This is a genomic window from Streptomyces glaucus (assembly GCF_039533365.1).
Taxonomy (GTDB): Bacteria; Actinomycetota; Actinomycetes; order Streptomycetales; family Streptomycetaceae; genus Streptomyces; species Streptomyces glaucus.
In genome coordinates, this window is sequence record NZ_BAAATK010000008.1 from 187,829 (window position 1) to 201,083 (window position 13,255).

Genomic DNA, 13,255 nt, shown 5'->3' on the forward strand with positions numbered 1-13,255 from the left:
CCCTGGAGCCGCCATGAGATCCCCCACCGCCGCCCTCCTCCGCCTGGCCGCCGTCACGGCCGGCCTGCTGGGCCTGCTCCTGCCCCTGCCGGGCCTGGGCGCCCCGGCCCACGCGGCGCCCACCGGCTTCCGCGTCGAGAACGGCCGGCTGCTGGAGGCGTCCGGGAACGACTTCGTGATGCGCGGCGTCAACCACGCGCACACCTGGTATCCGGACCGGATCAGCTCCCTCGCCCACATCAAGGCCAAGGGCGCCAACACGGTCCGCGTGGTCCTCTCCAGCGGCGACCGCTGGACCCGCAACGACACCACCGACGTGGCGGACGTCGTCGCCCAGTGCAAGCAGAACCGGCTGATCTGCGTCCTGGAGGTGCACGACACCACGGGCTACGGCGAGCAGAGCGGAGCCGTCACGCTGTCCCGCGCCGCCGACTACTGGATCAGCGTGCGCAGCGCCCTGGCGGGCCAGGAGGACTACGTCATCGTCAACATCGGCAACGAGCCGTACGGCAACACGAACCACACGGCCTGGACCGCCGACACCAAGGCGGCGATCCGGAAGCTGCGGGACGCCGGGTTCGACCACACGATCATGGTGGACGCGCCCAACTGGGGCCAGGACTGGGCGTTCACCATGCGGGACAACGCCGCCTCGGTGTTCGCCGCCGACCCGGACCGCAACACCGTCTTCTCCATCCACATGTACGGCGTCTTCGACACCGCCGCCGAGGTCGGCGACTACCTGAACCGCTTCGTCGCCGCGGAACTCCCCATCGTGGTGGGCGAGTTCGGGCACGACCACTCGGACGGCAACCCCGACGAGGACGCGATCCTCGCGGTGACGCAGCAGCTCGGCCTCGGCTACCTCGGCTGGTCCTGGAGCGGCAACGGCGGCGGGGTCGAGTACCTGGACATGGTCACGAACTTCGACCCGGACCGGCTCACCTCGTGGGGGCAGCGGATCTTCGACGGCCCGAACGGCATCGCCGCCACGGCCAGGGAAGCCGCCGTCTACTCCTCCGGCGGCGGCGACACCACCGCCCCGACCGCCCCCGGCGCCCCGGCCGCCTCGGCGGTGACGTCCTCGTCCGTCACCCTGAGCTGGGCCGCCGCCACCGACGCGACCGGCGTCACGGGCTACGACGTGGTCCGGGTGAGCGGCGGGGAGGAGACCGTCGTCACCAGCACGACGGGCACCTCCGCCACCGTCACCGGTCTCGCCCCGGCCACCTCGTACACCTTCGCCGTCTACGCCCGCGACGCCGCCGGCAACCGCTCGCAGCGGTCCGGCACGGTGGCGGTGACCACGTCCTCCGGCGGTTCCCAGGCCGCCTGCGCGGTCGGCTACAAGGTGACGGGCCAGTGGCCCGGCGGCTTCCAGGGCGAGATCGTCCTCCGCAACACCGGCACCTCGGCGATCAACGGCTGGACCCTGCGCTGGACCTTCCCCGACAGCCAGCGCGTCACCAGCCTGTGGGGCGGTACGGCGACGCGGGACGGCGCGGAGGTCACCGTCACCTCCGCCCCGCACACCGCGGCCGTCCCCGCGGCGGGTTCCGTCACCCTCGGTTTCACGGCTTCCCGGGGCAGCGCGAATCCCAGCCCCACCGCGTTCACCCTCGACGGTGCCGCCTGCGCCGTGAGCTGACGCCCGGCGCCCCGGCCCCGCGCCGGGCCGGGGCCCGTCCCGCCCGAAGGCGTCCCCGGACGCGGGGACGGGCCCCGGACGCCGGCGACCGGGGCGAGCGAGGCGGAAACGCGACGGCGCCGCCGACGCCCTGGGGCGCGGGCGGCGAGGAGCCGGCCGGCGTCCCGGGCGGTGCCGTCCCCGGCGCCGCCCGGCCGCGGCGCGAACGGGGCGGTCATCGCTTCAGAGCGGCTTCCGCTCCTCCTCCCGGGCGCCCCGGGCCGGCGCTTCCGGCAGGGAGCGCCGTGCGCGAAGCGGCGAGAGGAAGACGGGCAGGAAGGCCACCGCCATGATCGCACCGCCCGCCCACAGCGTGGCCCGGACACCGATCAGCTCGCCGAGCGCGCCGGACACCGCGGCGCCGACCGCCAGGGCGCCCGTCAGCAGGAACCGGAACGTGGCGTTCATGCGGCCGAGCAGCGCGTCGGGGGTCATGTGCTGACGCAGGCTGACACCCACCACGTTGTCCATTCCCACCTTGAACATGGCCAGGCACCACCCCGCGCCGGCCACGAACAGCCAGGGACCGCGGTCGACCAGCGGGACGAGCAGTCCGGACGGCGCCAGGCACAGCCCGGCGACGCCCAGCGTGCGGCCGTGTCCGAGCCGGGCGGCGACGAAGCGCGCGCACCGCGCGCCGATCAGCAGCCCGACACCGCCCGCGCCCCAGAACAGCCCCAGCGCGGTGGTGGAGAGGCCGAGCCCGCGCACGAACCGGATCGGCAGCATCGTGTTGACGACGGACGAGCCGAGATTGGCCAGCGCCGCGGTCAGGGCGAGCGCCCGCAGCTCCTTGTCGCCGGCCACGTGCCGCACCCCCTCGGCGATCCGGGTGCGCAACCGGCCGGCCGGCCCGGACGGCGGTCCGTCCGCCGGGCGGGTGCGCCGGACGGCGGTCAGGCCCAGGCCGGAGGCCAGATGGGCGCCCGCGGCGACGAGGACGGCCCCCGGGGCGGTGAGCAGCGCGACGAGGGCGCCGCCGGCGCTGCGCCCCACCACGTTCCCGGCCGCGACGAGCGTGCCGATGTCCGCGTTCGCCCGCACCAGCCCGCTCCTGTCGACGATCCGGGGCAGCGCGCTCTGCGCTCCCACGTCGAAGAACACGGTCGCGCAGCCGGTGACCAGCACCACGGCGTACAGCTGCCCCAGGGAGAGCACGCCGAGCCACCAGGCCACCGGGACGGAGGCGAACAGCAGGGCCCTGACCAGGTCCGCCGTGATCAGTACCCGCCGGTGGCTGAGCCGGTCCACCCAGGCCCCGGCCGGCAGCCCGATGAGCAGGAAGGCCACCGTGCTCAGGGTGGACAGGGCTCCGACCTGGCCGGGCCCGGCGTCCAGCGCCGCCACCGCGACCAGGGGCACGGCGACGTAATTGACGTTGGCGCCGAGCTGGCTGAGGGCGGACGCGGTGAACAGCGTGCGGAAGTCGGGCTCCCGCCACGGGGAGTCGGGGCGCGTCACCGGGCCCCCACAGCCGTGGCGGAGCCGGCCGCGGCCCCGGCGGCAGGGCCCGGCGGCCGGCCGCCGCCGCGGCGCGTCATGCCGACACCGGCCAGGACGACGGCCATCCCCGCGCCGACCCGGAGGCCGACGTCCTCCCCGAGCACGACCGCGCCCAGCGCCAGGGAGACCACCGGCAGCAGGTATCCGACCGCGGCGGCGTCGGTGGCGCCCTCGTCCGCGATGATCCGGTAGGTGAGGTGGAAGGTGAGGCCGGTGGCCAGGACGCCCAGGACGACGACCGCGATCAGGGCGGTGCGATCCGCCCGGACCGGTGGCAGGCCGTCGGCCGGCAGGGCCAGGGCGGCGAGTCCGGTCGCGCAGATCAGCTGGGCGGCGGAGAGGGAGAGGGTGGGGATCCCCTTGCCGACGAGGGTGCGGCTCATGTAGCCGAAGGCGACGGCGTAGCTGGCCGCGGCGGCGAGGACGGCGAGGGCGCCCCAGCCGAGGGAGCCCGACCGCTGCCACGGGGCGAAGATCACCACCGTTCCGCCGAAGCCGAGCAGGAGCCCGGCCAGGCGGACCGGACGCAGCGGGCGCTCCGCGCCCGTGACGAGGCCGAGGGCGAGGGACCACAGCGGGGTCGTCGCGTTCAGCACACCGGCCTGCCCCGAGTCGACGGTCTGCTGGCCCAGGCCGAAGAGGGCGAACGGCAGGGCGTTGCAGAAGAACGCGGCCACGACGAGACGGCCCCAGACCCCGCGGCCCCGGGGCAGGCGCCGCCCCGTGCCGTAGCAGGCGGCCGTGAGGACGAGCGCGCCCAGCGCGCAGCGCGCGACGGTCACCTGGAGGGGGGACAGGCCCGTGAGAGCCAGCTCGATCCACAGGAAGGTCGACCCCCACAGCAGGGCCAGCAGCCCCAGCCGTCCCCATCCCAGCAGACTCCGCACCCGGCCGTTCACACGCTTCTCCCCTGCTCGACTCCCTGCTCGGCCCTATGACGGTGCATCGGGCGTCTCTTGAGGACAAGCAAAAGATTTTGCACAGATCGTTAAGCTCTGCTGCATGCTTGATGTGAGACGTCTGCAAGTGCTCCGCGCCGTGGTCACCAGCGGCACGGTGACGGCCGCCGCGGCGCACCTGGGGTACACGCCGTCGGCCGTGAGCCAGCAGGTGGCGGCCCTGGAGCGGGAAGCGGGGGCGAAACTGCTGGAGCGGGTCGGCCGGGGCGTGCGGCCCACGGCCGCGGGCCTGCTGCTCACCGAGCACGCCGAACTGATCGGCGCGGCGGTCGCCCGGGCCGAGAGCGCGCTGGCCGACCTGCGGGACGGGCGCACCGGCCGGCTGTCGGTCCGCTATTTCGCCACGGTCGGCTCCCCGCTGATGGCCCCCGCGCTCGCCCGGCTCCGGGACACGCATCCCGACGTCCGGGTCGAACTCCGGCTGGCCGACCGGGAGGAGTCCGTGGAGGCGGTCGTGCGCGGCTCGGCGGACCTGGCCGTGGTCGTCCAGGACCGCGACCCGGCCGACCCCGCCGTCCGCCTGGTGCGCCTCCTGGAGGACCCCTACGCCGCCGTGCTGCCCGCGTCCCATCCGCTCGCCGCCGAGCCGGTCCTCGACCTCGCGCGGCTCTCCGGCGAGCGGTGGGTGGGCAGCGAGCCGCCCGGCCCCTGTCTCGCCCCGGTGCTCGACGCCTGCGCCACGGCGGGGTTCAGCCCCGAATTCGTCCTCCAGAGCGAGGACTACGCCACCGCGCAGGGCTTCGTGGCGGCCGGTCTGGGCATCGGCCTGATGCCCCTGCTGGGACTGCGGAACACCCATCCGGGTGTCGTCGTGCGCGAGGTCCGCAACCCCACGCCGCTCAGGGTGATCTCCGCCGTGGTACGGCGGGTCGCCCTGGCGCAGCCCGCCCTGCGCGGCCTGCTCGACGCCCTGCGCGCCGTCGCCGCTCCCGGTCCGCCCGAGGCGCCGGGCGCGGAGCGCCACCACTGATCACGCGCCGCCGCGGCCCGGGGGCCGCTCCCGCGGTGGCGGCGGACGGAGCCCTATCCGAGGAACGACAACCGGACCTGGCGGTGGTGGTTCGAGACGTTCGTGTCCACCAGGCACACCGACTGCCAGGTGCCGAGTTCCAGCCGGCCGCCGAGCACCGGGAGCGTCGCGTGCGGCGGGACGAGGGCCGGCAGGACGTGGTCGCGGCCGTGGCCGGGGCTGCCGTGGCGGTGCTGCCAGCGGTCGTCGGCGGGCAGGAGGGTGTGCAGGGCGGCCAGGAGATCGTCGTCGCTGCCGGCGCCCGTCTCGATGATCGCGATGCCCGCCGTGGCGTGCGGGACGAAGACGTTGAGGAGTCCGTCGCGGCCGGCCGCCACCTCCCGCAGGAAGGACTCGCAGTCGCGGGTGAGGTCGAAGACGGTCTCGGTCGAACCGGTCGTGATGTCCAGGACTCGCGTGGTGAAGGCGTCTGACATGCTCCCATGGTGACGTACGCGCCGGGTTCCGGCCGGAAGGGGCCGTCCGGGACGTGACACGGCGTTCCACTTCACGAGACACCCGTTGACCGTGCACCTGTCAGCTGGCTACGTTCGGCGGCATGTCGCGTTCAGCCCTGCTCACCACGCGCGGTCACATCGACCTGCTGCGGGTGGCCTCCGCCGCGTGTCGCCGCGGCCGCTGACGCCTTCTCCCGCTTCCTTCCCCGCCTTCGTACCGCCGCCCCGCGCGCCCGTCCGGCCGGTTCCGGCCGGTGCGCGGCCGCGGCGGCGAGGCGCGGTCCCCCTGTGCCGCCCACCCCCTCGTGGAGCACTCATGAGCATCGGCCATGCCCCGCCCGGCTCCCCCGAGCCGGACATCTCCCCCATGGACGCATCCGGCGCCTCCGGGGCGCCCCCCGTCCCCGAGGACGGCTCCTCCCCCGGCCTCCAGTCCCTCGACCCCGCTTCCTCCCGCCGCACCCGCGTGCCCCGCTGGCTGCGCCGCACCACCGGCCCGGTGCTGCTGCTGGCGCTGTGGCAACTCCTCAGCGGCACCGGTGTGCTGACCGCCGACGTGCTCGCCTCGCCGGGGCGGATCGCGCAGGTCGCCGGGGATCTGATCACCGACGGGTCCCTGCCGTCCGCCATGGGCACCTCGCTCCGGCGGGTCGCGGCCGGGCTGCTGCTGGGCCTGGTCGTCGGCACCGGACTCGCCCTGCTCTCCGGCCTGTTCAGAGTCGGTGAGGACCTGGTGGACGCACCGCTGCAGATGCTGCGGACCGTGCCGTTCGTGGGTCTCATCCCGCTGTTCATCATCTGGTTCGGCATCGGGGAGGGCCCGAAGGTCGCCATCATCACGCTCGGCGTGACCTTCCCGCTCTACCTCAACGTCTACGCCGGGATCCGCGGCGTGGACGCCCAGCTGATCGAGGCCGGGGAGTCCCTCGGGCTGTCGCGGTGGGGACTCGTGCGGCACGTCGTCCTGCCGGGCGCGCTGCCCGGCGCGATGACCGGGCTGCGCTACTCGCTCGGCATCGCCTGGCTCGCGCTCGTCTTCGCCGAGCAGGTCAACGCCGACTCCGGCATCGGGTTCCTCATGGTGCAGGCACGGGACTTCCTGCGCACCGACGTGATCGTGGTCTGCCTGATCGTCTACGCCTTCCTCGGCCTGCTGGCCGACTTCGTCGTCCGCTCCCTCGAAAGGCTGCTGCTGCAATGGCGACCGACGTTCACCGGCCGGTGATCCCGCAGGCGGTGCACGTCGAGGGGCTCACCCGCTCCTTCGACGGCCGCGCCGTCATCGACCGGCTGGAACTCGACATCCGGGCGGGCGAGTTCGTGGCCCTGCTCGGCCGCAGCGGCTGCGGCAAGTCCACCCTGCTGCGCGTCCTCGCCGGCCTCGACCGCGACATCGAGGGCACCGTCCTGGTGCCCCGCCGCAGGGCCGTCGCCTTCCAGGCGCCGCGGCTGATGCCGTGGAAGAAGGTGTGGCGCAACGTCCTGCTGGGCCTGCCCGGCAGGCCCGGACGGGCCGTCGCCGAGCAGGCGCTCTCCGAGGTGGGCCTCGCCCACCGCTCGGACGCCTGGCCCAAGACGCTGTCCGGCGGCGAGGCCCAGCGCGCCTCCCTGGCCCGCGCCCTGGTGCGCGAGCCCGATCTGCTGCTGCTCGACGAGCCGTTCGGCGCGCTCGACGCGCTCACCCGGATCAAGGCCCAGCAACTGGTGGGCGAGCTGTGGCAGCGCCGCGGATGCGCCGTCCTCCTCGTCACCCACGACGTGGAGGAGGCCGTGCTGCTCGCCGACCGCGTCCTCGTCATGGACGGCGGGGTCATCGCGCACGAGCAGCGCATCGACCTCGACCGCCCCCGCGACATCACCGACCCCCGCTTCGCCGGCCTGCGCGCCGGGCTCCTCGAACGCCTCGGCGTCGAGACCGCCGCCGAAGCCGCCTGAACTCCCCGCGCCCCGCCCGACCCCTGGTTCTCCCTACCCGAACGGATCCGCCATGCGACGACGCCCCGTCCCCGCCGCCCTGCTCCTGTCCCTCGCCCTCCTGCTCACCGCCTGCGGCGGGAACTCGGCCGCCACCACCTCCTCGGGCGACGGGACCGACGGCCAGGGCTCCGTCACGCTCGCCGTCGGTGACCAGAAGGGCGGTTCGGAGGCCATCCTGCGGGCCGCCGGGGAGCTGAAGGACCTCGACTACAGGATCGAGTGGTCCACGTTCACCTCCGGTCCGCCGCTGCTGGAGGCCGTCAACGCCAAGGCCGTCGACATCGGCGGCGTGGGCAACACGCCGCCGGTCTTCGCGGCCGGCGCCGGCTCGAGGATCTCGGTGGTGGCCGCGTGGCACGGCACGTCCGCGGGCGACACCATCCTCGTGCCGAACGGCTCGCCGCTGCGGAGGACCGCGGAGCTGAAGGGCAGGTCGGTCGCCGTGGCGCAGGGCTCCTCCGCGCACTACCAGCTGGTGGCGTCCCTGAAGAAGGCCGGGCTGAGCCTCGGCGACGTCGAGGTCGAGTACCTCCAGCCCGCCGACGCGCTCGCCGCGTTCACCTCCGGCAAGGTCGACGCCTGGGCGGTGTGGGACCCGTACACCTCGCAGGTGCTGAAGGCGAGGCAGGGCCGGGTCCTGACCACCGGCGAGGGGGTGACCAACGGGCTCACCTTCCAGGTGGCGGCGCCGAGCGCGCTGCGGGACGAGAAGAAGGCCGCCGCCGTCGAGGACTATCTGGAACGGCTGCGGCGCGCCTACGCGTGGGTGTACGGCCACCAGGAGGAGTGGGCGAAGGTCTGGGCGAAGGACACCGGGCTGCCCGAGGACGTGGCGCTGGCCGCGGTGCAGCGGACCTACGCCACCCGGATCGCGGTCGCGGTCGACGAGCCGCTCATCGCCTCCGAGCAGGAGATCGCGGACACGTTCGCCGAGCTGAAGCTCATCCCGCGCAAGGTCGACTTCGGCGACTTCACCGACACCCGGTTCAACGGCGACCTGCCGCCGTCGACCACCCCGGCCCGCCCCTCGAAGGGCTCCTGACACGACCGCGCGCCTCCGCCGGGGGCCGAGGCGGCCGGTCCGGGACCGCCCGGGGCACGCCCCGTCCGGGCCGGTGTTCCGCCGCCGGCCGCGGGCGGACGCCGGCCTCGCGGGAAGATCCACGGCCCCGGCGGGGTTGGCGGACATGTGAACAACACCGAGGTCGTCGTCATAGGCGCCGGCCAGGCCGGTCTGGCGGGCGCCTATCACCTGCGGCGCTCCGGGTTCGAGCCGGGGCGCGGCTTCGTGGTGCTGGACCACTCCCCCGGACCGGGCGGCGCCTGGCAGTTCCGCTGGCCGTCGCTCACCTACGGCAAGGTGCACGGCATGCACTCCCTGCCGGGCATGGAACTGACCGGCGCCGATCCCGCGCGCCCGTCCTCCGAGGTCGTCGCCGAGTACTTCGCGGCCTACGAGCAGACCTTCGACCTGCGGGTACGACGCCCCGTCGACGTGCGCGCCGTGCGCGAGGGGGCCGGGGGGCGGCTGGTCGTGGAGACCTCGGCCGGGGACTGGGCGGCGCGGGCGCTGATCAACGCGACCGGCACCTGGGACCGGCCGTTCCGGCCGCGCTACCCGGGCCAGGAGACCTTCCGCGGGCGGCAGCTGCACACCGCGCAGTACACCGGGCCGGAGGAGTTCGCCGGGCTGCGGGTGGTCGTGGTGGGCGGGGGCGCGTCCGGCACCCAGCACCTGCTGGAGATCGCGCCGTACGCGGCCGCCACCACCTGGGTGACCAGGCGGCCGCCGGTGTTCCGCGAGGGGCCCTTCGACGAGGACGCGGGCCGGGCGGCGGTCGCGCTCGTGGCGGAGCGGGTGCGGCGGGGGCTGCCGCCGAGGAGTGTGGTGTCGGTGACCGGACTGCCGCTGACCGACGCGATCCGGCAGGGCATCGCGGACGGAGTGCTCGACCGGCAGCCCATGTTCGACCGGATCACCCCCGACGGGGTCGCGTGGAAGGACGGCGGGCACGTGTCCGCCGACGTCGTCCTGTGGGCGACCGGGTTCCGGCCCGCCCTCGCCCACCTGGCCCCGCTCGGGCTGCGCGAGCCGGGCGGCGGCATCCGCATGGAGGGGACGCGCGTGGCCGCCGACCCGCGGATCCACCTCGTCGGATACGGCCCCTCGGCCAGCACCGTCGGCGCCAACCGGGCGGGCCGCGCGGCCGTGCGGGACATCAGGAGGCTGCTGGCCGGGGAGCCCGCCGCCGCGTGAGGTCCCGCCGGGTCAGCGGGGGGCGGGCGAACTCCGGCGGCCGTGGCCGGACTCGGCGAGGTTGCGCCGGTGCTCGGCGTGGTCGGCGGTGAAGCGGGTGTCGCCCGGCCTGACCGTGACGAAGTACAGCCAGTCGCCCGGCGTCGGGTTGATCGCGGCGCGCAGCGCCTCCTCGCCGGGGTTGGCGATGGGGGTGGGCGGCAGTCCCATGCGCTGGTAGGTGTTGTACGGGCTCTCGACGCGGGTGTCGCTCCGGGGCGTCCCGCGGGGGGCGCGGCCCAGCGCGTAATTGACGGTGGAGTCCATCTGCAGCGGCATGCCCCGCTCCAGGCGGTTGAAGATCACCCGGGCCACCTTGCCCATGTCGGCCTCGGTGGCGGCCTCGGCCTGCACGATGCTCGCGATGATGACCGCCTGGTAGACGTTCATCGCGTTGCGCTGCGCGCCGGCGGCGATCGGGGCGCCGTTGAACTTCTTGTCGGCGGTGTCGGCCATGGCCGACAGCAGCCGCTCCGGCGTCGTCTTCTCGTCGAGCGGGTACGTCGCCGGGAAGAGGTAGCCCTCGGGGTTGCCCCCGGCTTCGTCCGGCAGTTTCAGCCGGGCCTTCGCGAGGGATTTCCCGGTGGTGCCGGCGGGCAGGGCGAGCGCCTTGTCGACGGCCGCGTAGACCTGGCTCGCCCGCCAGCCCGCCGGGACGGCCAGGGTCCTGGGACGGCTGTCGCCCTCGTCCGCCGGGGACAGCAGCGGCACCGCCACGGCGGTGCCGGCCACGACGGCTCCGGTCGCGATCAGGACGACACGGCCCCGGCGCGTCAGTCGGATCGTGCTCCTCGTGCTCCGTGGCGGAGTGTTCGTCTGCATGCGGGCACGGTAACCCCCGAACAGCGACAAACCCGGCATATCTTCATCTTGTCGGCTCCAGTCGGGCGTCCCTGCGGACCAGTTCCGCATAGCGCCCGTTCCGTTCCAGCAGCTCCTCGTGCGTGCCGCGTTCGACCACGCGCCCGGAGTCGAGGACCACGATCTGGTCGGCGCCGCGGACGGTGGACAGGCGGTGCGCGATGGTGAGCGTGGTGCGGTCGGCCGACAGGGCGTCGATGGCCTCCTGGACGGCGGCCTCCGTGCGGGTGTCCAGGGCGCTGGTCGCCTCGTCGAGGATGAGGACGGGCGGGTCGCGCAGGATGGTGCGGGCGATGGCCAGGCGCTGTTTCTCACCACCGGAGAAGCGGTGGCCGCGCTCGCCGACGACCGTGTCGTAGCCGTCGGGCAGGGACGCGATGTGGTCGTGGATCTGGGCCGCCCGCGCCGCCGCGACCAGTTCCTCGTCGGTGGCGTCCGGCTTGGCGAAGCGCAGGTTCTCGGCGACCGAGGCGTGGAAGAGGTACGTCTCCTGCGAGACGACGCCGACCGCGCGGGCCAGGGTGTCGAAGTCCAGGTCGCGCACGTCGGTCCCGTCGAGGGTGACCCGGCCGCCCGTCACGTCGTACAGCCGCGGCACCAGGTAGCCGAGCGTGGACTTGCCGGCGCCGGTGGGGCCGACGACGGCGAGGCTGCCGCCCGCGGGGACGGTCAGGTCGATGCCGTCGAGGACCGGGCCGCTGTCGTCGTCGTAGCGGAACTCCACGTTCTCGAAGCGGACCTCGCCCCTGATCCGGTCCAGGCGGACGGGCTGTTCGCGCTCGGTGATGTCGACGGGCAGGTCCAGGTACTCGAAGATGCGCTGGAAGAGCGCGAGCGAGGCCTGGATCTGGACGCCGGTGCCGAGCAGGCTGACGGCCGGGCGGAACAGCCCCTGCTGCAGCGAGACGAAGGCGACGATGGTGCCGATGGAGACCTCCGGGCCGCCGAGGTGCAGGGCCAGGCCGGCGGTCCAGTAGATGACGGCGGGCATGGCGGCCATGACGATCGTGATGACGGCCATCCGCCAGCGGCCCGCCATGTTCGACCGGACCTCCAGGTCGACCAGGCGCTCGGACTCCTCGGCGAAGGACCGGGTGAGCGAGTCGGAGCGGCCCATGGTGCGGCCGAGCAGGATGCCGCTGACCGAGAGCGACTCGGTGACCGTGGCGGCCATCGCGGCCATCTGCTTCTGCCGCCGGGTGGTGATCTTCCGGCGCTCGTCGCCGACGCGGCGGCTGATCCACACGAAGACGGGGAGCAGCAGCAGCGAGACGACGGTCAGCCGCCAGTCGAGGGCGACCATCGCGGCGATCGTGGCGACCACGCTGGTCGCGTTGGAGACCAGGGAGGTGGCGGTGGAGGTGACGGTGGCCTGCATGCCGCCGATGTCGTTGGCGATGCGGGACTGGACCTCGCCGGTGCGGGTGCGGGTGAAAAAGGCGAGCGACATGCGCTGCAGCCGGCCGTAGACGGCGGTGCGCAGATCGTGCATGACGCGCTGGCCGACCGTCGTGGAGATCAGGGTCTGCAGTACGCCGAAGACGCTGGTGAGGACGGCGCCGAGGATCATGCCGAGGGCGAGCAGCGTGAGCAGGCCGGTGCGGCCCTCGGGGATCGCGACGTCGAGGATCGCCTTCAGCAGGAACGGCGAGGCGACCGTGACCAGTGACGAGGCGCCGACCAGCAGGCCGACGACCGCGAGCCGGCCGCGGTAGGGGCGGAAGAGCCGCAGGATGCGGCGCATCTGCCGGGGCTGGTCCGGCGGGTCGGCGGGCGGGGTCCAGACGGGTTCGCGGTCGGGATGCATGGGCTCCTACGGGGGTCGGGCGGCGGGGGCGCCGGAGGAGGGACACGTCGGCGACCGGCGTCGCGCCGTCGGCCGGCGGCACGTCGCCGACCGACGGATCGTAGCTCATTGTTACCTATACTCACAATGAACGTCGTCCTGATATTGTTCCCGCATGACCAGCCCCGATTCCGACGGCCTGCTCGCCGAGCAGTTGCTGCGGCTCACCCGCCGGGTGCACCGCATCCAGAAACGGCACCTGGAGCAGCGCGGTCTCGGCGTCACCCCGGCCCAGTCCCGGCTGCTGCGCACCCTGGCGCACTACGGCTCGCCGCCCCGGATGGCGGACCTGGCCGCACGCCTGGAGGTGGTGCCGCGGGCCGTGACGACGCTGGTCGACGCGCTGGAGACGGCCGGAAAGGTACGCCGAGTCCCGGACCCGGCCAACCGCCGCGTGATCCGGATAGAGCTCACGGACGACGGCCGCGCGACCCTGCGGGAGCTGCACGCCGCGCGCAGGTCGGCCGCGGAGGAGATCCTGGCGCCGCTGACGGACGGACAGCGCGCGCTGCTCGGAGGACTGCTGGACACACTGGTCGACGGACCGGCGGCCGAGCGCTGCGGGGACGCGCCCGCCTGACGCGACGGGCCGCCCGTGCGGGCGTCGCCCCAGCCGCGGCCACGCGGTGCGCCGGTGGCCGCGCGTCCCGCCCGCCGGG

The 13,255-nt window shown here is 74.3% G+C and carries 13 protein-coding genes; 8 read left to right on the forward strand and 5 right to left on the reverse strand.

Annotated features, from left to right (window positions below; translation table 11 throughout):
- The first annotated feature begins 13 nt into the window (after window positions 1–13).
- Window positions 14–1,648 (forward strand): cellulase family glycosylhydrolase, encoded by a 1,635-nt coding sequence (locus ABD363_RS09000; protein WP_344601440.1) that lies wholly within the window; start codon window positions 14–16, stop codon window positions 1,646–1,648.
- Window positions 1,649–1,870: 222 nt separating this feature from the next.
- Here the strand turns inward: ABD363_RS09000 and ABD363_RS09005 are convergent, their stop codons facing one another.
- Window positions 1,871–3,148, reverse strand: coding sequence for an MFS transporter (locus tag ABD363_RS09005; protein WP_344601442.1), 1,278 nt, complete (start codon window positions 3,146–3,148; stop codon window positions 1,871–1,873).
- Window positions 3,145–4,089 (reverse strand): DMT family transporter, encoded by a 945-nt coding sequence (locus ABD363_RS09010; RefSeq protein WP_344601444.1) that lies wholly within the window; start codon window positions 4,087–4,089, stop codon window positions 3,145–3,147. Before ABD363_RS09010 ends, ABD363_RS09005 begins: the two co-directional genes overlap by 4 nt.
- Before the next feature lie 103 nt (window positions 4,090–4,192).
- Here ABD363_RS09010 and ABD363_RS09015 point away from each other — a divergent pair, with 103 nt between their 5' ends.
- A complete protein-coding gene (locus ABD363_RS09015) occupies window positions 4,193–5,119 on the forward strand; it encodes a LysR family transcriptional regulator (RefSeq protein WP_344601446.1) in 927 nt (308 codons plus the stop codon).
- Window positions 5,120–5,172: 53 nt separating this feature from the next.
- On the opposite strand, the gene ABD363_RS09020 is transcribed toward ABD363_RS09015, so the two are convergent.
- Window positions 5,173–5,595: a secondary thiamine-phosphate synthase enzyme YjbQ gene (locus ABD363_RS09020; protein ID WP_344601448.1), complete on the reverse strand. Its 423-nt coding sequence runs from the start codon at window positions 5,593–5,595 to the stop codon at window positions 5,173–5,175.
- A gap of 122 nt (window positions 5,596–5,717) precedes the next feature.
- On the opposite strand from ABD363_RS09020, the gene ABD363_RS32595 reads away from it, so the two are divergent.
- From ABD363_RS32595 to ABD363_RS09040, 5 genes are all read left to right on the forward strand, one after another.
- Window positions 5,718–5,801 (forward strand): putative leader peptide, encoded by an 84-nt coding sequence (locus ABD363_RS32595; protein ID WP_356129427.1) that lies wholly within the window; start codon window positions 5,718–5,720, stop codon window positions 5,799–5,801.
- A 131-nt stretch (window positions 5,802–5,932) separates the two neighbouring features.
- Window positions 5,933–6,841 carry an ABC transporter permease gene (locus ABD363_RS09025; protein WP_344601450.1) on the forward strand — a complete coding sequence of 303 codons (909 nt, stop codon included), beginning with the start codon at window positions 5,933–5,935 and terminating at the stop codon, window positions 6,839–6,841.
- Window positions 6,814–7,551: an ABC transporter ATP-binding protein gene (locus ABD363_RS09030; RefSeq protein WP_344601452.1), complete on the forward strand. Its 738-nt coding sequence runs from the start codon at window positions 6,814–6,816 to the stop codon at window positions 7,549–7,551. Before ABD363_RS09025 ends, ABD363_RS09030 begins: the two co-directional genes overlap by 28 nt.
- 52 nt (window positions 7,552–7,603) lie before the next feature.
- Window positions 7,604–8,635: an ABC transporter substrate-binding protein gene (locus tag ABD363_RS09035; RefSeq protein ID WP_344601454.1), complete on the forward strand. Its 1,032-nt coding sequence runs from the start codon at window positions 7,604–7,606 to the stop codon at window positions 8,633–8,635.
- A 147-nt stretch (window positions 8,636–8,782) separates the two neighbouring features.
- Window positions 8,783–9,850 carry an NAD(P)-binding domain-containing protein gene (locus ABD363_RS09040; RefSeq protein ID WP_344601456.1) on the forward strand — a complete coding sequence of 356 codons (1,068 nt, stop codon included), beginning with the start codon at window positions 8,783–8,785 and terminating at the stop codon, window positions 9,848–9,850.
- A 12-nt stretch (window positions 9,851–9,862) separates the two neighbouring features.
- On the opposite strand, the gene mltG is transcribed toward ABD363_RS09040, so the two are convergent.
- Window positions 9,863–10,711, reverse strand: a complete 849-nt coding sequence (gene mltG / locus ABD363_RS09045; RefSeq protein ID WP_344601458.1) for an endolytic transglycosylase MltG — start codon at window positions 10,709–10,711, stop codon at window positions 9,863–9,865.
- A gap of 43 nt (window positions 10,712–10,754) precedes the next feature.
- Window positions 10,755–12,557, reverse strand: a complete 1,803-nt coding sequence (locus tag ABD363_RS09050) for an ABC transporter ATP-binding protein (protein WP_344601460.1) — start codon at window positions 12,555–12,557, stop codon at window positions 10,755–10,757.
- Between the two features lie 154 nt (window positions 12,558–12,711).
- Between ABD363_RS09050 and ABD363_RS09055 the strand changes: the two genes are divergently transcribed.
- Complete coding sequence (locus tag ABD363_RS09055; RefSeq protein ID WP_344601461.1) at window positions 12,712–13,176, forward strand: MarR family winged helix-turn-helix transcriptional regulator; 465 nt, start codon at window positions 12,712–12,714, stop codon at window positions 13,174–13,176.
- Window positions 13,177–13,255 lie beyond the last annotated feature (79 nt).

Excerpts from the sequence above, each read along its gene's own strand:
- ABD363_RS09000 (WP_344601440.1), top strand. The coding sequence starts at position 14 with ATGAGATCCCCCACCGCCGCCCTCCTCCGCCTGGCCGCCGTCACGGCC.
- ABD363_RS09015 (WP_344601446.1), top strand. The coding sequence starts at position 4,193 with ATGCTTGATGTGAGACGTCTGCAAGTGCTCCGCGCCGTGGTCACCAGC.
- ABD363_RS09020 (WP_344601448.1), bottom strand. The coding sequence starts at position 5,595 with ATGTCAGACGCCTTCACCACGCGAGTCCTGGACATCACGACCGGTTCG.
- ABD363_RS32595 (WP_356129427.1), top strand. The coding sequence starts at position 5,718 with ATGTCGCGTTCAGCCCTGCTCACCACGCGCGGTCACATCGACCTGCTG.
- ABD363_RS09025 (WP_344601450.1), top strand. The coding sequence starts at position 5,933 with ATGAGCATCGGCCATGCCCCGCCCGGCTCCCCCGAGCCGGACATCTCC.
- ABD363_RS09030 (WP_344601452.1), top strand. The coding sequence starts at position 6,814 with ATGGCGACCGACGTTCACCGGCCGGTGATCCCGCAGGCGGTGCACGTC.
- ABD363_RS09035 (WP_344601454.1), top strand. The coding sequence starts at position 7,604 with ATGCGACGACGCCCCGTCCCCGCCGCCCTGCTCCTGTCCCTCGCCCTC.
- mltG (WP_344601458.1), bottom strand. The coding sequence starts at position 10,711 with ATGCAGACGAACACTCCGCCACGGAGCACGAGGAGCACGATCCGACTG.
- ABD363_RS09050 (WP_344601460.1), bottom strand. The coding sequence starts at position 12,557 with ATGCATCCCGACCGCGAACCCGTCTGGACCCCGCCCGCCGACCCGCCG.
- ABD363_RS09055 (WP_344601461.1), top strand. The coding sequence starts at position 12,712 with ATGACCAGCCCCGATTCCGACGGCCTGCTCGCCGAGCAGTTGCTGCGG.